The sequence below is a fragment of the Thalassotalea sp. PS06 genome (assembly GCF_007197775.1).
In the GTDB taxonomy this organism is placed as follows: Bacteria; Pseudomonadota; Gammaproteobacteria; order Enterobacterales; family Alteromonadaceae; genus Thalassotalea_A.
Genome location: NZ_CP041638.1, coordinates 722,754 through 745,044, shown reverse-complemented (window position 1 = coordinate 745,044; position 22,291 = coordinate 722,754). Strand labels below are relative to the sequence as shown.

The window sequence follows — 22,291 nt, the reverse complement described above, 5'->3', positions numbered from 1 at the left end:
GAATGTGCTAAATCACATTTTCTCCGCTAAAGTTATTGTTTCTCAATGGAAGACCATGGCCGTTTTTGGTTGAAAGGTCAGAGCACTGTTTGCCCCACTCGGGAATGTTTCTTGCACAATTTTTTGTGAACCTGAAAATTCCGGCGGATTTGCGAGTACTTTGCTTTAACATTGTGCAAAGCCAAGGAATATTGCACAGTTTTATGCCAGATAGTCGAGCAAAAACGCAGTGATCCGACCATTCCAGGGGAAATTAATAACATAACAATAATGCCAATTCGTTTAATTTATTAACAGGAATGGCATACTCGTCCAAGGAGCTAGTAATGTTAACCAAGCGTTTTTTTAAAACTAAAGATGAAACAGAAGTCACTTTTGAGTTCGCTCGCCCCGACGTCACTTCCGTGGCCTTAGTTGGTGAGTTCACTGACTGGCAGCCGGTCGCAATGAAGTTTAGTAAAAAAGCGAATGCCTTCAGAACCAAAGTGCGCCTGCCTAAAGATCAAAGCTTCCACTTCCGTTATTTACTTAACGAATCCGAGTGGGAAAATGATTATGCCGCTGATTCCTACTTACCCAATGAATTTGGCAGTGACAACAGCGTCGTTGTAACCCACGCATAATCAATGCTAATCTGCAGTAATACCAATCAGCTTTTTAGCTGATTGGTATATTAAGTCCCAGCCTTTCGAGGCTCGCCTCATTCAAAGTGATGCTGTATTTGTCTGAGCGCTCTAACAAGGAATTGCGCACAGGAATAAATAAATGCCGAATAAAACCAATCGTCACATCTCTAACCTAACCCGGGACACCTACGCCTTAGTTCTTGCCGGAGGCCGCGGCTCCAGACTTCACGAGTTAACGCAATGGCGTGCCAAGCCCGCGGTATTTTTTGGTGGTAAATTCCGTATCATCGATTTCCCACTATCTAACTGTATTAACTCTGGTATTCGTCGGGTGGGTATTGCGACTCAATATAAGTCGCACTCACTGATCCGGCATATTAATCGCGCCTGGAGTCACTTTAAAAAAGAACTAGGGGAATCAGTGGAAATATTACCGGCATCACAGCGTTACGGTGACGAATGGTACCGAGGCACCGCCAATGCGGTATTTCAGAATATCGACATTATCCGCCATGAATTGCCCAAATATGTAATGATCTTATCCGGTGATCACGTTTATCGAATGGACTATGGTCCGTTAATCGCTAAGCACGTAGCCCAGGGCGCGGATATGACGGTTTGTTGTATCGAAGTACCGGTTGAAGAAGCCGCCGGAGCGTTTGGGGTAATGACGGTAGATGAGAACCATAAGGTTCTGCGCTTTGATGAAAAGCCTGAGAAACCCTCGGAAATCCCTGGCAAGCCGGGATACTGCCTGGCATCAATGGGTAACTACGTATTTAATACTGAATTTTTATTTGAACAGTTGCAGGTAGATGATGAGAAGGATAATTCCAGTGGCGACTTTGGCCACGACATTATCCCCAGCATTATTAAATCTCATCAGGTCTACGCCTACCCATTTAGAGATCCTGACAACGAGAAACAACCTTACTGGCGCGATGTCGGTACCTTAGATTCATTCTGGGAAGCCAACATGGAACTGGTTGAGCTCGATCCGCAATTGAATATGTATGATGAGGATTGGCCAATCTGGACCTATCAGGAACAAACTGCGCCAGCAAAATTTGTATTTGATGAAGATAAACGTCGCGGTATCGCCATCAACTCAACGGTTGCCGGTGGGGTTATCGTCTCTGGTTCTACCATTAAACGTTCACTGTTATTCAATAAAGTCCGGGTTAGCTCATACTGTTATATCGAAGAGAGTGTGGTACTTCCGGGAGCTATTATCGGTCGCAATTGCCAAATCCATAAAGCGATTATTGACCGCAATGTGCAAATTCCTGAAAACCTGGTGATAGGTAAAGATCACGAGCAGGACAAAGCTAATGGCTTTCGGGTTACCGACAAGGGCATTGTATTAATAACCCGGGACATGATCGCTGAGTATCTGGCGAAACAAGCGGTGCAGGCCGCACAATCAGAATCGATTGAATAATACCAATCACACTAAGTTTGTGCACAACTTAGTGTGATTGGCATAGCGCCTGTGGTATCCCTAATCAATTACCCGTAAACTGAGGCCCGTTTCACTGGGCCTGTGCGTAATAACAATGAGCAGCAATAAACAAAAACAACAATCAAAGCCAAGTAGCATATTACACATTGCTTCAGAAAACGATGCGTTAATCGCTGGTAAGGTCGGTGGTATTGGTGACGTTATTCGTGATGTCCCGAAATTCAGCGTCGAACAAGGACTGCAAGCCGATGTCATTACCCCGGGTTACGGCATCCATACGCAACATCAAAAATCAACGCTGATCCGTCAGATCAATGTCAGCTTTCGTGGTCAGATCGAATTGGTTGAATTGCACCGCATTGAATTAACTCAAGACCCAAGCGCAACATCAATTCCCGGTGTCACCCATTGGGTTCTCGAACACCCACAGTTTTATAGCCATGGCCGCGGCAAAATTTATGTTGACGATGGCGCCGATCGTCCGTTTGCCAGTGATGCTAATAAGTTCGCGTTATTTTGTGCTGCGGTTTGTGAACTATTAAGCGGCTTTTGGCAACGCCAGTTTGATGTCATTCATTTGCACGATTGGCATTGCGGTCTGATCCCGACCTTAGCCGCTTTTGTTGATAAGTTTGAACCGGTAAAACAGCTTCGCTCGGTCTACTCTATCCATAATCTCGCCCTGCAGGGAATTCGCCCTCTCGATGGCGATGATTCCAGCTTAAAAGCCTGGTTTCCAAACTTAATCATCGACGAAACTAAGGTCTGCGATCCCAGATACCCAAATTGTTTTAACCCTACCCGAGCCGCCATCAATTATTGCGACGCCATTCATGTGGTGTCACCAACCTATGCCAAAGAAGTGATTCTGCCATCGAATCCACAACAAGGGTTTATTGGCGGAGAAGGATTGCATCTGGATTTGCAACGGGCAGAACAACAGGGGCGTTTACATGGCATCTTAAATGGTTGCGACTATGATTATGCGCCAATGTTAAATGCCAGACCGGAAACCGCAATTCCGGCATCGCATTTTGACCAGGTTGTATATGAGAAAATCGCAGCGGTAGTTGATCGCTGGCAAGCCAGCCATCATTTCGTGCATTCGGCACATTTAGTTGCCCTCCAGCGCCTTGCCAGTTGGCAAGAACAGGAATTTACTGGCCCTCTGGTTACCAGTATTGGCCGATTGACTAGCCAGAAGGTTGCGTTATTGCTGCACCCAATAGATATGGAAAATGTGCTGGATATTTTGTTACAGAATTTGGCAAGTAGACATGGCCGCATGATCATTCTTGGTTCCGGCGATCCCGAGCTTGAAGATCAGGTGACGCAAGCAATGCACCGCAATAATAACCTGCTGTTCATCAATGGATATGATCACGTGCTGCCCAAGTATTTATTTGAAGGTGGCGATTTATTCTTGATGCCAAGTTCATTTGAACCTTGCGGTATCAGCCAGATGTTGGCACTTCGCTCCGGTCAACCATGCCTGGTGCATGATATCGGTGGCTTGCACGATACCGTCATCAACAATAAGTCGGGTTACACCTTCCATGGCAAAGATGTGGACAAACAATGTCAGGCATTAATCGCCTGTTTTGCTGAGGCATTGAAAGTATTTAGTGAGCAACCAAAAGACTGGAAGGAAATGCGCGCCTTTTCAAGCAAGCAACGTTTTTTATGGCAGGATAGTATCAAGGCGTATTTGGAGAGGTTGTATAGAGGCTAAAAGGTGTCAAGGTGTCAAGGTGTCAAGGTGTCAAGGTGTCAAGGTGTCAAGCAAGAGCTTTAAACTTAACGTGAATACTGTCACCCTGATTCGGATTTAATATCGAATCTGTCAGCTTATGAGAACTTCCGTTCGAATTGTCACCCTATGAAAACTTCAGTTCGAATTGTCACCCTATGAGAACTTCCGTTCGAATTGACACCCTATGAGAACTTCAGTTCGAATTGTCACCCTATGAAAACTTCAGTTCGAATTGTCACCCTGACGAAGTCTGTCACCAAATGACAAACGTCCCTGCAGATGCAGGGCGTTTAAGCTTAACCGATTTGCGCTTTAAAGTTACTCGACTGAGTAATATACGGATGGTCTTCTAAGAAAATTTCGATGGCTTTTTTCACCTTTTGGCCGATAAATTCAATTTTGTCATCGAAGAAACGTTTACGATGATCTTCACTATCAAAAATACCAATCACCTGACCATTGGCAGCGAAAATTGGGCAACAAAGTTCGGATTTCACCTTGGCATCGCAGCGATAATAAGGGCCATCATGGTTCTCAACATCGGGGATGTAGTAATGCTGTTTTTCCATGATCACCCGGGTGTTAATCGATTTTTGCAGATACTCTTCAGAAATCGGAAATTCGGCTTTTGACATCTCGCCGTTATACACGTATTTGACCAGCTTATCGCCATGACGCAGATAAATACCAAACCAGGCAACGTCGGTTTGCAGGTGAATCCAGCGAACCAGACGATTTAAACGCGCCAACAAATCGACCAGATTCTTTAGCTGTGTTGCATCTTCTGCGTATTGACGCAGGTCATAACGATCTCCTTCCACTTTATAAATTGGACAACTGCCATCAGGATTCAACTCAGGCTGAATGTAACTTAATAAATGGTCGTGATTATCTAATTCATTAATAGGTTCATAAAGAACAGATAAAATATCAAACAAGCGCATGGTAACTCCGAAACAAAAAGACGTTTAGACGTCTAAACTTCCACGCATTATACACAAGGATTTTAATTGCGCTACAAAAAATTGAACTTCACCCCCTATACGTTTCGTACAACGCTCTAGTTTAGCGATAGTATGTCGCTTTGAGTGACTGATTGTTATACTGATTTTAAAAACAAGGGAAATTTATGAATACTGTGCACAATATCAACCCGGCGAATCCTGATTTTGAAATGACAGAAGCACGCATCGACATTATTAATTTGAGATTGCGAACCTACATAGGTTTCAATCCGGAAGAGCTCACCAAGCAGCAGGACATCGTGATCAATGCGCAAATCTATTATCCTGCCAGCAATGCCTGTGAGTCCGACGAAGAAGCTCAGGCGTTAAACTATAAAACCATCACCAAGAAAATGATCGCCCACGTAGAAGATGGTCATTTCAAGCTGTTGGAAAAACTCACCGCCGATTTGTTGGAAATCACTATGGAGGCGCCAATTGTCAGTCACGCGACCGTGCAGGTAGAAAAGCCTCATGCGCTGCGCTTCGCCGATTCAGTTTCCCTTACCCTAACAGGCAAACGAGCAGGCTAACATGACAACTCCTAACATGATTATAACCGGCGCCGGCAAGCGTTTCGGTTTTCATTTGGCGAAAGCCTACCAACAAAAAGGTTTCCAGGTATATGTCAGCTACCGTAGTCATCGTCCACAAATCGACGAGCTACGGGAATTCGGTGTAAACTGCTTTCAGGCTGACTTTCAAAGCGATGAGGATATACATGGTTTTGCCGCTCATATCGAAAAACACTGCAGCAATGTTCGCGCGCTAGTACACAACGCCTCGGACTGGTTACCTGACAACAACGATTTGCCACCTGCTGAAACCTTAGCTCGAATGCTGCAGGTACATGTACAGGCTCCCTATCAGCTTACACATCGCCTGACACCACTGCTTAAGGCAAGTAAAACCGAGCTCGGCCAGTGTGCCGACTTGATCCACATGACTGATTACATCGTAGACACAGGAAGCAAAAAGCATATGGCTTATGCAGCCAGTAAAGCGGCTCTGGCCAACATGACGCTGTCATTTGCCAGTTTGCTTGCACCCGATGTGAAGGTAAATAGTATCGCACCGGCGCTACTTAAGTTTAACGATTACGACGATCAAACCTATCGCCTGAAGACTTTGAAAAAGTCAGCGATGCAAATAGAACCGGGATGGCAGGAAGGCATCGCCACTGTCGACTATTTACTGCAGAGTGTCTATATGACCGGCCGTACCCTACACTTAGATGGTGGCAGGAACGTCGTTTAACAGCGGTAAATAAACTACAAATGTCACTATCAACCACTGAAAAGAGAGATAAGTATGAAATCAGGTTCGTTGAAAAAGCCCCTTTCGGTTGTTTCGAAGCATGATGAAAACGCTGCCGGCTCTGGCATCGGTGAGAACATCAGCGCTGAGGCCGCCAGGGTTCGCAAAGCACTGCTTGAGACAGGAATTGAAACACCAGTTTCGGTACCGAGCGAAAGCAGTAAAGCCTTTCAATTAACTGATGAAGAAAAGCTGGTCAGACTCGAATCAGCATTTGTTGAAGTACTCGACATTCTTGGCCTTGATCGCCGCGATGACAGCTTGCAGGAAACACCGAAACGCATTGCCAAAATGTACCTCAAAGAAATCTTCTCGGGCCTTAATTACAGTAATTTCCCGAAAATCACCCTGATTGAAAACAAGATGGGCAACGATGAAATGATTGCTGTTAGTGATATTAATGTCACCAGTACCTGCGAGCACCACTTTGTGACCATCGATGGGTTTGCGAAGGTAGCGTACATCCCCAACAAAACCATCATAGGTTTATCGAAGATTAACCGTATTGTTCGCTTTTTCTCACAGCGCCCGCAGGTTCAGGAGCGTTTAACCCAGCAGATTCTGGTGGCGTTACAAACCCTGCTTGATACGGAACATGTTGCGGTAACCATTAGCGCTGTGCATTACTGCGTAAAATCTCGCGGCGTTATGGATAGCACCTCTAGCACAACAACTACCTCACTTGGTGGCTGCTTCAAATCAAACCCCGCTTCTCGCGCGGAGTTTTTAAGCTCTTAACTTTTACGACGTCCACAGCTAATATCCAAGGCCCGTCACTGACGGGCTTTTTGGTATTGCAATGTCGGCACTTAGATTCCGGTTCGGAGACCGGAATGACGTTAAACTCTAACTTCGTCACACCGGAATGACGCGCTTGGGTTCGAAGACCGAATGACGCTGAAACCTGACATCGTCATACCGGAGTCGTCCGGTATCTCATACTGGAAACATAGATTCCGGTTCGGGGACCGGAATGACGCTCTAGGGTAAGGGACCGGATTGACGTTGAAGTGATTAGAAGGTGGAGTTGACGTAAACCGTCAAAGGTGGAGTCGAATCATTAGTGATTCGAGGGTGGATTTGAAGCGGCGCTTCAAAGGAAGTTTCTAAACATCGTCAGAATCCACCCAAAATACGACGCTAGGAAGTATTTTCTCCACCAGCGACGCTTACCTCTTAAACAGTAGCTGAGGTTTGAAGGTGGTTCTAAACATCGTCAGACTCCACCTAAAATACGACGCTAGGAAGTATTTTCTCCACCAGCGACGCTTACCTCTTAAACAGTAGCTGTGGTTTGAAGGTGGTTCTAAACATCGTCAGACTCCACCCAAAATACGACGCTCGGGAGTATTTTCTCCACCAGCGACGCTTACCTCTTAAACAGTAGCTGAGGTTTGAAGGTGGTTCTAAACATCGTCAGACTCCACCTAAAATACGACGCTAGGAAGTATTTTCTCCACCAGCGACGCTTACCTCTTAAACAGTAGCTGTGGTTTGAAGGTGGTTCTAAACATCGTCAGACTCCACCCAAAATACGACGCTAGGAAGTATTTTCTCAACCAGCGAAGCTTACCTCTTAAACAGTAGCTGTGGTTTGAAGGTGGTTCTAAACATCGTCAGACTCCACCTAAAATACGACGCTAGGAAGTATTTTCTCCACCAGCGAAGCTTACCTCTTAAACAGTAGCTGTGGTTTGAAGGTGGTTCTAAACATCGTCAGACTCCACCTAAAATACGACGCTAGGAAGTATTTTCTCCACCAGCGAAGCTTACCTCTTATAACAGTGGCGATGCGTAAGCATCGCCACTTAACTATTTCCCCATCGCTTTTTTCACCAACTGTTGTTTTAACAGCGGCAGGTTATTCAAAGCGCGCATGCCCAGGCCGCGAATAAACTTAGGGAGCTTTTGTTGCACCGCAAACCCCTGCTTAATTGACGCCATGGCAACGACCATTTGTGTTGCTTCAGCTTTGCGAAAACGGGAAAATTCGCCAAGTTTTTTATTCAGCAGACTCTGGCTTTTCGCTTGTGAAAACACCTGCTCGGGGTTTTGGGTAGAAAACACCATCTCTAAAGTTTTAGCTAAGGCTTTGGCGTCCTGAAGGCCAAGATTTACCCCCTGCCCTGCCAGCGGATGAATGGTATGCGCCGCATCGCCAATCAGAACGACTTTTTGCTGCACAAAGTTATCGACTAATTGCATTTTCAAAGGAAAGCTTAACCGCTCCGATTGCAAGGTTACTAACCCCAGCTTGCCATCGGTCACTCCGGTAATGGCTTTATTAAATTCGGTTTCGCTAAGTGCTTTTAAGTATTCAACCTTCTCGGGCGGTGCCGACCAGACAATGGAACATAATGCGGGATCATAAAGCGGCAACAGTGCCAGTGGGCCTGAATCTAAAAACACCTGCCAGGCAGTATTGTCATGGTGTTTTTCTACGTTAACGGTCGCGACCAGGGCTTGATGATCGTAATCACGAAAGGTCATCGGTAACTTTAATTGCCGACGCACCCAGGAGTTGCCGCCATCTGCGGCAATGACCAGCCTTGCCAGAACCGGAACCTGCTGCTCAAAGCTTAAAAACACTTCACTGTCACCAACGGCGATATTACTGAGCGGCTGGGTGATAATATCGATGCCAGATTGCTGCTCGGCTCTTTCATATAACGCCCGGCGCACCACATCATTTTCAATGATCCAGCCAAGATCTTCGGTATTACCATCTTCTGCAAAGGTCAGCAAACCAGGTCCATCTTTATCCCAGACATGCATCTGCTGATAACCTTGCAGGCGTTGCTGTTGCATTGCTTGCCAAACACCAAGTTCGCCAAAAAATTCCTGACTTGCGGCATTAATGGCGCTAACCCGAAGCTTCGGGGTTTCGCTCTTTTCCGGCAAAGGTTGTGGTTCAATCACTACCACCTGCAATCGGGTACGGCCGCATATTGCCAGCGCTGCTGCCAGCCCGACAATGCCACCACCTACAATTGCAATATCATATCTTTTCATCGATTAACGAAACGTCCTATATATACCAATCACATTAAATTATTGCCCACTCAGTGAGAAATTAAAGGCTTTTAAGCAAGGCTTTGATTGCAGAGAATGGTCGTTCCATTTTCAAAATTAACCAAAATCAGTAACGCAGTATAAACGCCTTTAAAACTCACCCGTAGGGAGTTTATCAGAGGCCCATTTACGGCCCTATATTTCATTAATATAGGATGACTATATCAATAAAATCTATGTTGTAACTGAACCTCTGCCCTAACTCTGAATTGTGCACAAACTTAGTGTGATTGGTATTAGCTTCCAATATGCCCCATCGTCGTATTGGCAAGGGATGCTTTTATCCCAGCCATATAATTTAATGCTTTGAGGCCAATATTTCGACCAATAACCAGCGGCAGATAGTGATTAGAAAAACAGTGTACCAAAGCGTCGGTTAATTGAATGATGGCCTTTTGATCACTCATTCGCTGTTGTTGGTAGGCATTTAACAGTGCGAACTCACCCAAGTCTTCGCCATTTTTTAACGCCTGACTCACCAGTGATGACATACAAGCAACATCGCGAATCGATAGATTAAAACCCTGCCCGGCAATGGGGTGCAAGGTATGGCAGGCGTTGCCCAATAAGGCCATACGATGTTGAGTGATTTGCTTAGCATGAACCAGTTTTAGCCCAAAACTCTGGCGTTTGCCGATTTTCGTAAATGGTCCCAACCAATCACCAAAAGCGGCTTGTAAAGTGTCGGCGAACTCTTCATCGGTTAACGCCATATGATCTTGCGCCTGCTGTGGCGATAAGGTCCAGACCAGCGAACAACGGTTGTCGGTCATCGGCAGCATAGCTATCGGCCCGGTTTCACTGAAGCGTTCAAATGCTTTATGTTGATGCGGCAACGCGGTTTTTACGTTTGCGACAATCGCCACCTGACCATAGTCTTTGCTTTGCGTGTCTATCTTTGCTAATTGCCGACATTTCGAGTGGCCGCCATCGCAGGCAAGTAATAGCTCGGCAGAAAGCTGCAGCCCCTGTTGTAATTCAACATTCACCTGATTGCGCTGCCAGTCAATGCTTTCAATACCATTGGCGAAGTATTCGTCGATAACCGAATCTTTGCTCACAGACACCTGCAACTGCGCATAAAGACTGCTGGCAATCGATTGTAGCGGCGCCACATACCCCAACGCATCGAGTTGGTAATCCTGACTGTCAATTCGCGCTTTACCATAATAACTGCGGTCAGAAACATGGATATTTTTGATCGCACAAGCATCGTTTTTAAGGTTGGTCCATGCGCCAAGTTGCTGCAAATATTCAGCGCTTCCATAAGACAGGGCGATGACCCGCTCATCAAAGCCGCCGCTAGCCTGTTGTTTATCCGCAGAGTCAACAATGGCGATACGAAGCGGTTTGCAAGACTTTGAAAACAACGACAGCGCCATCGCCGCGCCGGTCAATCCGCCGCCGGAAATAATGATGTCGTAATGTGTCTTAGTGTTTGTCATCTTGTCGGTTTACCTGTCCGTTAGGCGCATAAAATGAGCGCTTAACCAGCCATTAGCGATTCAATTTCGGCAATCGTTTTTGGTGCATTTACCGTCAGATTCTCATGGCCATTTGCCGTTACCAGAATATTATCTTCAATACGAATCCCGATACCTTTCCAGCGCTCTTCAACATCGGCTTCTGCATCGATATATAAGCCCGGTTCAATGGTCATAACCATACCCGGTTCAAAGCTACGTAACTGGCGACGGTTTTCATCCATCTGATAATCGCCAACATCATGCACATCCAGCCCCAGCCAGTGGCCAAGCCCATGAATGAAATACTGCTTACAGGCATTTTCGGCAACCAACTCATCAATATCACCGGATAAGATACCAAGCTGATGCAAACCTCTGGTCAACACCTCATTGGCGGCATCGTTAGCAATGGCAAAATTACTGCCCGGTTTAATGGTGGCGATAGCAGCTAACTGGGATTCCAATACCAGATTATAAAGCGCTGCCTGTTCATCACTGAACTTGCCATTTACTGGGAACGTACGAGTGATATCGGCGGCATAGCCACAAAGCTCAGCGCCGGCGTCAATCAATAGTAACTCACCATCAAGCAATACATCCTGGTTATCCGTGTAATGCAGGATTGTGGCATTTTCGCCGCCACCGACAATCGAGCCATAAGCGGCTGTTCGGGCGCCATTGCTGGCAAATTCGTGGAGAATTTCCGCTTCCACCTGATATTCAAATTTACCCGGTTTGGTAAATTTCATCGCTCGCTGATGGGCATTGCCAGAAATTTCATTGGCGCTGCGCATAATGTCTAACTCAGCATCTGATTTGATCAGACGCATCTCAGCAAGCATCGGACGAATATCGTGCAAACTAGCGGGCGCAGAAAAGCCTTGTTTGACGCCATTTCTGAGGATATCGAGAATCGCAAAAATCATCTCATCAAAGGTCTTATCCTGGCCTTGGGCAAAGAACAGCGACTGTTGAGCATTGATATACATTGGCAGAACCTGTTCCAGTTCTGATAATCCGTATGTGTGTTGCAACCCATATTCGTCTTGTGCAGCTTCCGGGCCGACGCGACGACCTTGCCAGACTTCCGCCTGCGGATCTTTATCGCGGCAGAATAAAATACTTTCGTTCACGTCGACATTGGCCGCAACCTGTTCTGCGGTATCAGAAGCGTCGCCTTTTACCAATACCAATAAGGCGTCTGGCTCATGAAAGCCACTTAGGTAGAAAAAGTCTTTATCCTGGCAGAATAAAAATTCGGTATCCCGGGAACGGGTAACTTCTTTGGCAGCGGGAATGAGTGCCACTGAATTTGCAGGCATTTGCGCTAGCAAACGGTTTCGACGTTGTTGATATTCGGTCAAATCGATGTGAGTTTTGTTCATAAGCGTTATGATTTCTGGTGCAGAACCTGATAACAATTTCAAGCCCTGGGAGTTAGAAGGAATTAATGCAGAATTTTTGGCGTTTCGGTAGCAGGTTTGTCTCCCAGTTCAGCGAAACACAATAGAGATGAAATACGAACATACTCAAGAATTTCAAAATAGGCTTCTTCGGTTTCTTCGTCTTCTTCAAGGTCGTTGGACAAATTGGCGATGTCAGCAAAGTCACGGATGATTTCCTGCACATCTTCCGAATAGCTGCTGCTTTGTTTTTGCTTTAAGCCAAATCCAAGATTAAACCCCTGTACCCATAAGCTGATTGCCTGGCCACGTTCAATAATGGATTCTTCATCGTCCGGCAATAAAAGTTGGAAACTGAAATTTTCATCAATAATCGATTGTACGATTTCACCGAACAGCACCGTCATCTGCCGTTCAGTAGCTTTTGACAGGTGCTCCCCATTGTTAAAAAAATCTTCAAGAAGTGGCATGTAATCGCTGTTTTCATGAGAGTGTCCTGCGCATAAAATACCGGTTAGGAAACCGTGTATTTCCGAAGCATGGGTTTGCAGGTTTTCGCCGCCTAAAAAAGCCTGGAGTTGAGTAAATGTAATTTGCTTAGTTAATGTCATGGCACGTCATTAAATATGTGGAATAAAGGTATCCTACCACTGCAGTAAAACCTAAACCAGTTTCCCCTAAAATAATCATTATTAAGAATAGAATATTTATGCCAATCCACATTAATTACTGATCATTCAGCAAACTTCGAAACGCTAAATTGGATCGGTCGTATATTCATATCTGCGTAGAGGAAAGCAGGGTAAGGTGACAATACAGGAGCACATTGCCATTTCCCATAAGGGAATACCCGAGACGCCTTTATCATGCGTACTCGCTATTTAAAATGGAATGACCATGCCTAAATATCGAGGCCTTGTACACACTTCTCCCGGCTCCAGACGGCCGTAATATACAAGCATCCCTGCCATAAAACCCTCGGCTGACATTCTGAGTTACTCCCAATTTAACAGGATTGGCATAGCAATTTTTCTCCGTTATCCTTTTAAGTTATGTTTTATTACGATCTTTTTCGTTGCAATGTAAAAATCGTATTGCGTCGAACAACGCTCTGCGTTAAAGTGCACCCGATCTGTCGAAGGGGCTGTTTTTGCTGATAAAGCAAGACATTTCCTGCTCGTGGTGAGAGTACATTTTTTGTCGATTGTATGTGGTTTAATTACATACAAGGAACACCAATACACTATGATATGCTCGCTACATTTATTCACCTCTCACCACGATTTTTCACCCTTGACTACAAATTTATACAGGCCATCCTGTTCGATGTTTTGTATACTTAGATGTATTGTTCCCTGGGATGTTTGATATCAACTATGTCCCTGAGCCGATAATTTCTACTTAAGGGGGTTTATCGGTTGCTATTGAGCAAGCCCGGCTCGTACCGGGAAGCCTAAGGCAAGCGCGCAACCTCCGCCTTGAACACACGGTTGTTCAAGGGCTGACGTTGGTGCCGGCATTTCGGGGAACCCTTCTTTTCAAACGAATGTATTTTACATTGTTTTCTATATTCGTTTCGGTGACAGACACCAGAAAACGGTGTCTGGTGTCATTTTCAAAATCCTAGATTTCGAAAAGGTAACGAGTTACGCGAAATTGCCAGGCGTTACTTGCCCTATTCGCTTCGGTGACAAAAACCAAGGCGTTTCGTTGACACCGCTTGAAAGCTTTTCATTTCAAGCTGACACCGTAGACACCCGAGTCACCTAATGAATCAAACCTAGTGTCTGGTGTCATTTTCAAAATCCTAGATTTCGAAAAGGTGACGAGTTACGCGAAATTGCCAGGCGTTGCTTGCCCTATTCGCTTCGGTGACAAAAACCAAGGCTCTTCGTTGACACCGCTTGAAAGCTTTTCATTTCAAGCTGACACCGTATACACCGTGGTCACCTCCATAACTTCTCTACGCTTTTTTTACATCTCCTCTACATTTTTTTTTCAAATTGAGTTAATGTGTGGCTGTAGTCCTATCTTGATAAAGATAACAATAACCAAAAGAAGTAAAGTCATGAAAAAACTCGCCTTAGCAACAACGTTAGCCCTCAGTTCGTTTTTCGCCCAGGCCGATACTATCGCCGGTGTTTACATTGGTGGTCAGGTTTGGGATATGGAAGCAGAAGGTAGCTTTGGAAGCTCCGAGCAATTACAAGCCTTTGAATTGGAGGATGATAAAAAGTCCAGTTACTGGGCAGCATTAGAACATCCAATCCCTTTACTACCTAACCTGAAACTACGTCAGAATGAATTAGATACCATGGGTATGGCTGATGTCGAAGATTTTGCATTCGGCGACAGAGTATATAACGGCGATACGCTGGTTGATGCGGAATTAGACCACCTTGACGTAATCATGTATTACGAGCTATTCGATAATTCAATTTTCAGCATCGATTTCGGTCTGAACTTTAAGTACGCTGAATACTCAGTTTCGGTAAGTGCCAACGATCCGAATCCAATTTTCACCGAAGAGACCGTTGACTACAACGGTGTTATCCCTATGGTTTACCTGGCCACTGAAGTTGGCATTTTAGGTACTGATCTTGATGTATTCGCCGAGGGTTCCTGGATTGGTTTTGACGACCATAATGTCTATGACGCCATGGCCGGTTTGAAATACTCATTTGTAGACAACATCATTGTCGATCTTGATATTCGTCTTGGTTACCGTACGATGAAATTTGATATCCAGGATTTAGACAATATGTATGTAGACGCCCAGTTTGATGGCGCCTTTGCCGGAATCGAATTCCATTTCTAAATTGCAATCTAACGCATTTCAAACATAATACCAATCACACTGAGTTTGTGCACAACTCAGAGTTAGGGCAGAGGTTCATTTACAACATAGATTTTATTGATATAGTCATTCTATATTAATGAAATATAGGGCCGTAAATGGGCCTCTGGTAAACTCCCTACGGGTGAGTTTTAAAGGCGTTTGTGCTGCATTACTGATTTTGGCTCATTTTGAAAATGGAATAACCATTCTCTGCAATCAAAGCCTTGCCTAAAAGCCTTTAAATTCTCACGGAGTGGGCAATAATTTAATGTGATTGGTATAATAGGGTCAGAATGTTTCTGGCTCTTTTTTATTTAACCTGATGAAAGAATTCGATTATTTTTCGCTTCGCAACGAGCTCAAACAAAAACGCAAGGCACTGTCGTTAACAGAGCAATCCCTAGCGGCAGAACAACTTTCTTTATCACTGCAATCATACTGCCGGACAAAAAACATCACTAGGGTTGCAGGCTATATCGCGGCCAATGGGGAAATCGATTTAGCCCCGTTTTTTACCTGGTGCGATGAAAGCCATATTCAGGTTTGCGTGCCGGTGTTGCACCCGTTTAGCAAGGGGCATTTGTTATTTCTGCAATACGACAAAAATACACCAATGATCACCAATCGCTACCAGTTAAAGGAACCGCAATTAGACGTTGGCAAAGTCATCCCAACGCAGCAAATTGATTTACTGGTAACACCTTTGGTGGGTTTTGATATAAACGGCAACCGGTTAGGGATGGGCGGCGGTTATTACGATAGAACCTTAGCGTCTAACCCTGCTTTACAAGACAAGGCTATCGGCGTTGCTCACAAGTGTCAGCAAGTTGAAAGCTTAAAACCACAACCCTGGGACATTCCGCTAAAAAAAATCATCGCTGTTTGACCAATAACGCTGGTCTAAAAAAATGCCGCTGTCAGGTTAAAGGCAACGACATTTTTAGGTTTGTTGAGATAACGGCTACAATAAGGCGGGCACTATTTACTCATCACATAAACAGTAACCTTTCCTTGGTTTGTTGAATCAGCTTTGCTGACATCAATGATTTCTATTGACTCATCAACCCGGTATGCTGCTGATACCCTATTATTCAAATAACCTGCAGTGCCTTCAGCGCCGTAGGTGTGTGCAAACGTATTGATATCCTGGTCATTGCACCTAAGCAGCTGGCTCATATAACGAACATTATTATCGTAAGAACGTCGCACTTGTTTTTTCAATCCCTGTAAATCATCCGCTGCTGCGTAAACACATGTTTTAGTTTCCACGGAATTATCGGCAGCAATAAACTCATACTCTGCGGCCTGGCTGGTTGCTAAACCTAGCGCAAGAGCGGCACCTATGACCATTGAAATAACATTTCTCATAACAAACTCCTGGGTAAATACTTCACCTTGTTAACCTACGATGAGGGTAATTTACTTTCCTGCCACGTAGATAGTAACGCCCCCCTCTACATTAGGAACATAAGCACTGACATCGATAATTTCTACTGAGTCATCAATTCTCATTTTTCTTGGTACCACCCGATTCAAATAGTTGCCAGTTTCAACCGCACCATATGCATGGGCAAACGCATTAATATCCTGGTCATTACATAAAACAGTCAAACTCATCAAATCTGCATTGCTATTGAATGAACGATTTACGGTTTTCTTCAATTCGCTTACGTCGTCACTTGCTGCAGACACACACGCTCGCGTTGCTGGTGAATTGTCAGTTGCCACAAATCGGTACTCCAGAGCCTGAGTATTGGCTGATGCAATTAAAAACCCAGCCGTTACCATTGACGTTAATATTTTCATAACTCTCTCCTTGCTACTAAATCCGTATTTACCTCAAAAGCCCTTTTCTCCATTCGCAGTAAATATCAGATATTTGCTTTCAGGCTTTGACAACTGCCATCAATCTCAAAGTTTCCGATTAGGATACACCGGGCCAATGCCACAGGTTGTTGTCTTGTAAATCGATGTACTTGTCTCAAAACACCCCTAATTAAATAGCGTTAACGCCCAAAAAACCTGAGGAAAAGCTGAGGATTAGCCTATTTATTTATATGTAATACAATGACAATCAATGAGTTACGAAAATACTTTTGAAAATTATGAGAAACCAATGAAATTGCCTCAAATTCCTCTCTCTCGCATCTCAATGCAACCCGAAGAAATAATTACGACAGACAGTTTTTCATCTATCAAATCGCCTTAAGTTATGTCTAAGTTATTTCGATAGGTGCTTATAATTTGTCCCGTCGTTAAGGCGACAAACCACAAACGTTCACGCTATAATCCCGGCATCGCGTCGAATAAGGAAACAAAATGACTCAAGATGAAATGAAAAAAGCAGCTGCCGAGGCTGCTCTCGCTTATGTAACACCAGGCAGTATTGTTGGCGTCGGGACGGGGTCTACGGTCAATTTCTTTATCGATGCACTGGCGACCATGAAAAATGACATTGAGGGCGCCGTATCTAGCTCAGAAGCATCGACCGAAAAACTAAAAGCCCATGGCATTGACGTATTCGATTTAAACCACGTTGATGTTCTTGACGTGTATATCGATGGCGCTGATGAGATCACCGAACACATGCATATGATCAAAGGCGGTGGTGCGGCGTTAACCCGTGAAAAAATCGTTGCCGCGGTTGCGAAAAAATTCGTTTGTATTGCTGATGCCAGCAAACAGGTTGGGGTCTTAGGAAATTTCCCACTTCCCGTCGAAGTGATTCCAATGGCACGCAGTTATGTTGCCCGCGAACTGGTGAAACTTGGCGGCGATCCTGTTTACCGTGAAGGTGTGGTTACTGACAACGGTAACGTCATTCTTGATGTTCATAATATGGAAATTCTTAACCCGGTAGAGCTTGAAGCAAAAATCAATGCCATTGTCGGTGTGGTTACCAATGGGCTTTTCGCCGACCGCGGCGCTGATGTCTTGATTCTTGGTACCGAGCAAGGCGCCAAAGTATTTGCATAACGTGATTGCATAAAACAGTTTTTCAGCAATTAACAAGCCTTGTTCAGACAACATAGAGAGAAAGCGTAAAAAACACTTTTGAGTTTTCACTCTATATGGTAGTTTAGCTGTCTAGCCATCCAAACAGTATTATTAACAGAGTTAGTACCCATGACCCGACAATCGCTGCACAAAGATAAAATTCGTATTTTATTGCTTGAAGGCGTGCACCCAAGTGCCGTAGAAACGTTAAAAGACAACGGTTATAGCAACATTGAATATCTGAAAAGCTCATTGCCAGACGAAGAGCTGAAAGAAAAGATCGCCAATGTGCACTTTGTAGGTATTCGTTCACGGACGCAATTGTCGGACGACGTATTAAGCCATGCGAAAAAACTGGCGGCGATCGGCTGCTTCTGTATTGGTACTAACCAGGTGGATTTAGCGGCCGCGCAAATTCGTGGTATTCCGGTATTCAACGCGCCATTTTCCAACACCCGTTCTGTTGCTGAGCTGGTCATTGGCGAATTGTTATTACTATTTCGTGGCGTTCCGGAAAAAAGCGCTCTTGCCCACCGTGGCGAATGGTTAAAATCGGCAGCGGGTTCTGTTGAAGCCCGCGGCAAAACCTTAGGTATCATTGGTTACGGTCATATCGGTACACAACTAGGTATTCTCGCTGAGCACTTAGGTATGCGAGTAAAGTTTTACGATATCGAAACTAAATTACCGTTAGGAAATGCCAGCCCGTGCCGCAGCCTGAAAGAACTGCTTAATTGTGCCGATGTGGTTTCATTACATGTACCAGAAACCGTCGACACTCAGGATATGATCAGCACTGAGCAATTTGCACAGATGAAAGATGGCGTTATTTTCATTAATGCTTCTCGCGGTACTGTGGTGGATATCGATGCCCTGGCAGCAGCGGTGAAAAGCAAAAAGGTGGGAGGCGCTGCTATCGACGTATTCCCGGTTGAGCCAAAATCGAACGACGATGAGTTCATCTCACCGCTTCGTGAATTCGATAACGTTATCCTGACGCCTCATATTGGTGGCAGTACTCAGGAAGCTCAGGAAAACATCGGCATTGAAGTTGCCAGCAAAATCATTAAATACTCAGACAATGGTTCTACGGTTTCTGCAGTTAACTTCCCGGAAGTATCGCTACCAGCAAACGTCGATCGTTCCCGTTTATTCCATATCCACCATAACCGCCCGGGTGTGTTAACTCAGATCAACCAGGCGTTTGCAGACCGCGGCATTAACATCGCTTCACAGTACCTGCAAACCGACGACAAAATCGGTTATGTGGTTATCGACCTGGATTCCAAAGACAGTGACACCGCCTTGAAAGAATTAAAGGCAATTGAAGGCACCATCCGCGCCCGATTAATTCACTAGTTTTAAGAAATGCTACAAAAAGGACCTGCAGGTCCTTTTTTTGTTTTCAGGGACAGCCAAAATTGCTCTTCGGACAAGCCAACAAACAAAGCTATGATTTCCAGTCATAGCTGGAAATGACGGTTCTTCCCGCTGGGGGAGAAACTGGCCTTCGGGAACAAATCTGCTCTGCGGCGCAGCTCGAACTACAAAGCTATAATTTCCAGTCGTAGCTGGAAATGACGAACAGCTCAGTTGACTCCCCTTCCAATTCATAGCAAGCTGAATCATCCATTACGAAGTATTAAACCCATTACGTGTAATTGAATCCATGACGTGTTTTTGAATCCATATGGAAGATGTATCAGCCCCCACAATCGATGCGGATATCAGCCTGACACCACCACCTAGTGCCAGATTAATTTTCCAACCGCTAAATGCCGCGAGTAAGGATGACAGAAGCTTTTACCATAACCTGTATCTGTGCCTGGACACTTGTCGCCATATCGGTGGTGTAAAGTCGCCTGAAAAAATCAGCAAGCTATTTAAGTACATTTGCAGAAACCATAGTCACGGTAAGTTACTGCAATTTAAGATCATCGAAAAAGATTCTAGTCATGCTATCGGTGTTTGTGCGCTTATCTGGGCGAAACAATGTAAAGCCGTTGAAGCAGGAATTCATTTGCACGCCAAATACCACAGAGCAGGTTATGGCCAGGAGATTCTCAATCACCTGATTACACACGCATTTTCAACGTTGCAGGTCGACGAAATTCTGTGCCGATATGAAGCAGATAATACCGCGTCAAAAAAACTTGTGGAGAACCTGCCTTTTCATCGAATTCAGGTTTCAGAAACCGACTGGATCATCGTACCTCGATGCCAGTCAACACCTCAAAGCAAGAATCAAAAAGCTTCAGCTTAATCGTTTTCAATAAGGAAGTAGTATGAATAAAAAAGGCAGTTTAACTTGTGTGGGAACGGGTATTACTCTCGGAGCACATTTAACCCCGAACGCCCGCAAGCATATCGAACAGGCTGATATCGTATTTAGCGCGATGAACTCTAGTCTCGCCCGCCTTTGGCTGAGTGAAATGAATCCAAACGTCCATGATTTACAGCAGTATTACCAAAAAGGTAAACCCCGCAAACAAACCTACAAGGAAATGGTCGAGGCAATGCTGAAGGCGGTGCGAGATGGTAAAAACGTCGTTGGCGCTTTTTATGGACACCCGGGAATATTCGCCTCACCGCCACACTGGGCCATTGAACAAGCCAGAGAAGAAGGCTATCAAGCACAAATGCTACCGGGTATTTCCGCCGATGATTGTTTATTAGCAGACTGTGGCGTTGATCCTGGACAACGAGGATGTGCCAGTTTTGAAGCCAGCCAGTTTATTCGTAACCACCGCCCTGTAGATAACAGCGCCTACCTGATCCTCTGGCAGGTCGGCATTCTCGGCGATAGTGACTATCAATTTACAACCTCGACTCCATATAAACAATTGTTGGTCGATGTACTGAGTGAATATTACCCACTGGATCACCAAATAACCTTATATGAAGCCCAGACCCTTGCCATTGAATCCACTCGCATTACTCAGATAAAGCTCGGGGAATTCCCAGTAACGGCAACCTCGCAAATAACAACCATGTTATTGCCACCATCGGCAAAGCTAAAAGCTAATAAGGAAATACGCGCAAAGTTAGCGCAACTGGATGCAATTTCGCTGCAGAATTGCGGTTAAGTCACCTTGATTGAAAAACTGCTACAAACTGGTACAAAAGTTTTGCAATTGTAACTTTCTGTAAACAAAGTACTTTTTCTTAAGTTTATATCAGTACGTTTTCAAGGATAAAATTATCATTGATTATTCTGAAAATAATGTGATTATGTAGATAATTATTCTAATTAAAATAGTTTCAAGGTTGTTGAATAACTATCTAATTTATCAGCGAATTTCTGAAGTATTGATTAACACTTAATCCACATTCACAGCGAAATATGCAAAGTCGTTAAAAAAAACATATTTGGGCTTTTAACTTGCAATCGATAGTGGGAATATAAGTCTTTGTGGCAAAACGAAGGTTATCGTTTTACACCATAAAAACATCAACAATAACATCAACATGGAACACATAAGTGTTTGTTAACAATAACAAAAAGGGGAAATCCTATGTCAAATGTCATCCAGTTATTAGAGCGTTTAGGTGAAGATGCCAACCTTTCCGACCACACTTTGGAAAACCTAAAACAGCAAATGCAAGATTTGGAGCTTTCAGAAGTTACGCAAAAAGCCATTCTAGAAGGTGATGCCAATGCGCTCGAAACTCTAATGAATCTGTCCCCAATTGTCTGTGGCATCATTATCGAAGATGATGAAGATAGTCCTGATGAAAATGAAGATGAACCGCAGCAACCTAGCCAAGCAGTTGCCGTTTAAGAATTAAATAAAAACTCAGCGCCGTGTCATATTACACATACAAAAATGAAACGATAACTTATGCAATAGCAAATTTGTATAAGACACTGCGCGACTTTACTTCTAAGCCTCTAACTTTATTTCCCTCACTTTATCTAACTTGTATTGTTGTTGGCTTTAGCACCATTTCATTGCAAGTTGTTGCCGCTACAAGCGCTAACAAAGTAAACCTTGAAGAAAAATCAATTAGTTCGGAGCAAAACTTAACAAATATCGAAATCTGGATTCAATCCTGGAGAAATAAGACATCTCTAACTGAACCCGAACGGCTTCGCTTTAATCGTGAATTATCGATATCAATTGACGGTATCGAAAGTATACGTACCCAATATTTACCGCGCTTTATTAATTTAGTTCAGCTAATCGATGAATTCGTAGCTCGGACAGATCTCTCCCTAACTCCAATTAACGATACAGAACTAAAGTACTTTAAAGCACATCGAGCGATATTGCTAAAAGATACAAAATTAGCAATTTCACTTCATCGCGAATTGTCTAATCATACCAATGTTCAAGTGCGGTTGAGAGCTC

The 22,291-nt window shown here is 44.3% G+C and carries 20 protein-coding genes and 1 other RNA gene; 14 read left to right on the top strand and 7 right to left on the bottom strand.

Going from position 1 to position 22,291, the window contains the following annotated elements; all coding sequences use genetic code 11:
* Positions 1-326: 326 nt before the first annotated feature.
* From FNC98_RS03230 to FNC98_RS03220, 3 genes are all read left to right on the top strand, one after another.
* On the top strand, positions 327-623 hold the full coding sequence (locus tag FNC98_RS03230) for an isoamylase early set domain-containing protein (RefSeq protein WP_143579912.1): 297 nt from the start codon (positions 327-329) through the stop codon (positions 621-623).
* A 142-nt stretch (positions 624-765) separates the two neighbouring features.
* Positions 766-2,067, top strand: a complete 1,302-nt coding sequence (glgC, locus tag FNC98_RS03225; RefSeq protein ID WP_143579911.1) for a glucose-1-phosphate adenylyltransferase — start codon at positions 766-768, stop codon at positions 2,065-2,067.
* Positions 2,068-2,182: 115 nt separating this feature from the next.
* Positions 2,183-3,820, top strand: a complete 1,638-nt coding sequence (locus FNC98_RS03220) for a glycogen synthase (RefSeq protein WP_143579910.1) — start codon at positions 2,183-2,185, stop codon at positions 3,818-3,820.
* Between the two features lie 317 nt (positions 3,821-4,137).
* Here FNC98_RS03220 and FNC98_RS03215 read toward each other — a convergent pair whose 3' ends face one another.
* Entirely contained in the window at positions 4,138-4,785 is a 648-nt protein-coding gene (locus tag FNC98_RS03215; protein WP_143579909.1) for a GAF domain-containing protein, read from the bottom strand.
* 230 nt (positions 4,786-5,015) lie between these two features.
* Here FNC98_RS03215 and folX point away from each other — a divergent pair, with 230 nt between their 5' ends.
* From folX to folE, 3 genes are read left to right on the top strand one after another with little or no spacing between them, the layout of a single operon-like run.
* Positions 5,016-5,378 carry a dihydroneopterin triphosphate 2'-epimerase gene (gene folX / locus FNC98_RS03210; protein ID WP_144035436.1) on the top strand — a complete coding sequence of 121 codons (363 nt, stop codon included), beginning with the start codon at positions 5,016-5,018 and terminating at the stop codon, positions 5,376-5,378.
* Position 5,379: 1 nt separating this feature from the next.
* Complete coding sequence (gene folM, locus FNC98_RS03205) at positions 5,380-6,102, top strand: dihydromonapterin reductase (protein ID WP_143579908.1); 723 nt, start codon at positions 5,380-5,382, stop codon at positions 6,100-6,102.
* Positions 6,103-6,156: 54 nt separating this feature from the next.
* Complete coding sequence (gene folE / locus FNC98_RS03200) at positions 6,157-6,900, top strand: GTP cyclohydrolase I FolE (protein ID WP_143579907.1); 744 nt, start codon at positions 6,157-6,159, stop codon at positions 6,898-6,900.
* 1,074 nt (positions 6,901-7,974) lie between these two features.
* Here folE and FNC98_RS03195 read toward each other — a convergent pair.
* From FNC98_RS03195 to FNC98_RS03180, 4 genes are all read right to left on the bottom strand, one after another.
* Positions 7,975-9,174, bottom strand: coding sequence for a UbiH/UbiF/VisC/COQ6 family ubiquinone biosynthesis hydroxylase (locus FNC98_RS03195; protein WP_143579906.1), 1,200 nt, complete (start codon positions 9,172-9,174; stop codon positions 7,975-7,977).
* Positions 9,175-9,470: 296 nt separating this feature from the next.
* Positions 9,471-10,679, bottom strand: a complete 1,209-nt coding sequence (gene ubiH / locus FNC98_RS03190) for a 2-octaprenyl-6-methoxyphenyl hydroxylase (RefSeq protein ID WP_143579905.1) — start codon at positions 10,677-10,679, stop codon at positions 9,471-9,473.
* A gap of 41 nt (positions 10,680-10,720) precedes the next feature.
* The gene (pepP, locus tag FNC98_RS03185) at positions 10,721-12,085 is read right to left on the bottom strand and encodes a Xaa-Pro aminopeptidase (RefSeq protein ID WP_143579904.1); all 1,365 of its coding nucleotides are present in this window, start codon (positions 12,083-12,085) and stop codon (positions 10,721-10,723) included.
* A gap of 62 nt (positions 12,086-12,147) precedes the next feature.
* A complete protein-coding gene (locus FNC98_RS03180; RefSeq protein ID WP_143579903.1) occupies positions 12,148-12,714 on the bottom strand; it encodes a UPF0149 family protein in 567 nt (188 codons plus the stop codon).
* 738 nt (positions 12,715-13,452) lie between these two features.
* On the opposite strand from FNC98_RS03180, the gene ssrS reads away from it, so the two are divergent.
* From ssrS to FNC98_RS03165, 3 genes are all read left to right on the top strand, one after another.
* A non-coding RNA gene (gene ssrS / locus FNC98_RS03175) (6S RNA) lies at positions 13,453-13,635 on the top strand.
* Between the two features lie 536 nt (positions 13,636-14,171).
* Positions 14,172-14,921, top strand: coding sequence for a TIGR04219 family outer membrane beta-barrel protein (locus FNC98_RS03170; protein WP_185968046.1), 750 nt, complete (start codon positions 14,172-14,174; stop codon positions 14,919-14,921).
* A gap of 343 nt (positions 14,922-15,264) precedes the next feature.
* Entirely contained in the window at positions 15,265-15,828 is a 564-nt protein-coding gene (locus FNC98_RS03165; protein WP_143579901.1) for a 5-formyltetrahydrofolate cyclo-ligase, read from the top strand.
* A 92-nt stretch (positions 15,829-15,920) separates the two neighbouring features.
* Here FNC98_RS03165 and FNC98_RS03160 read toward each other — a convergent pair whose 3' ends face one another.
* A complete protein-coding gene (locus FNC98_RS03160) occupies positions 15,921-16,310 on the bottom strand; it encodes a DUF3718 domain-containing protein (protein ID WP_143579900.1) in 390 nt (129 codons plus the stop codon).
* A 51-nt stretch (positions 16,311-16,361) separates the two neighbouring features.
* Complete coding sequence (locus tag FNC98_RS03155) at positions 16,362-16,748, bottom strand: DUF3718 domain-containing protein (protein ID WP_143579899.1); 387 nt, start codon at positions 16,746-16,748, stop codon at positions 16,362-16,364.
* 513 nt (positions 16,749-17,261) lie between these two features.
* Between FNC98_RS03155 and rpiA the strand changes: the two genes are divergently transcribed.
* The 5 genes from rpiA (at position 17,262) to FNC98_RS03130 (ending at position 21,721) form a co-directional block, all read left to right on the top strand.
* Complete coding sequence (gene rpiA / locus FNC98_RS03150) at positions 17,262-17,918, top strand: ribose-5-phosphate isomerase RpiA (protein WP_143579898.1); 657 nt, start codon at positions 17,262-17,264, stop codon at positions 17,916-17,918.
* 150 nt (positions 17,919-18,068) lie between these two features.
* On the top strand, positions 18,069-19,298 hold the full coding sequence (gene serA, locus FNC98_RS03145) for a phosphoglycerate dehydrogenase (protein WP_143579897.1): 1,230 nt from the start codon (positions 18,069-18,071) through the stop codon (positions 19,296-19,298).
* Positions 19,299-19,629: 331 nt separating this feature from the next.
* Positions 19,630-20,202, top strand: a complete 573-nt coding sequence (locus tag FNC98_RS03140) for a GNAT family N-acetyltransferase (protein ID WP_143579896.1) — start codon at positions 19,630-19,632, stop codon at positions 20,200-20,202.
* A 22-nt stretch (positions 20,203-20,224) separates the two neighbouring features.
* The gene (locus tag FNC98_RS03135) at positions 20,225-21,025 is read left to right on the top strand and encodes an SAM-dependent methyltransferase (protein ID WP_185968045.1); all 801 of its coding nucleotides are present in this window, start codon (positions 20,225-20,227) and stop codon (positions 21,023-21,025) included.
* A gap of 429 nt (positions 21,026-21,454) precedes the next feature.
* Positions 21,455-21,721 carry a hypothetical protein gene (locus FNC98_RS03130; protein WP_143579895.1) on the top strand — a complete coding sequence of 89 codons (267 nt, stop codon included), beginning with the start codon at positions 21,455-21,457 and terminating at the stop codon, positions 21,719-21,721.
* The last annotated feature ends 570 nt before the right edge of the window (positions 21,722-22,291 follow it).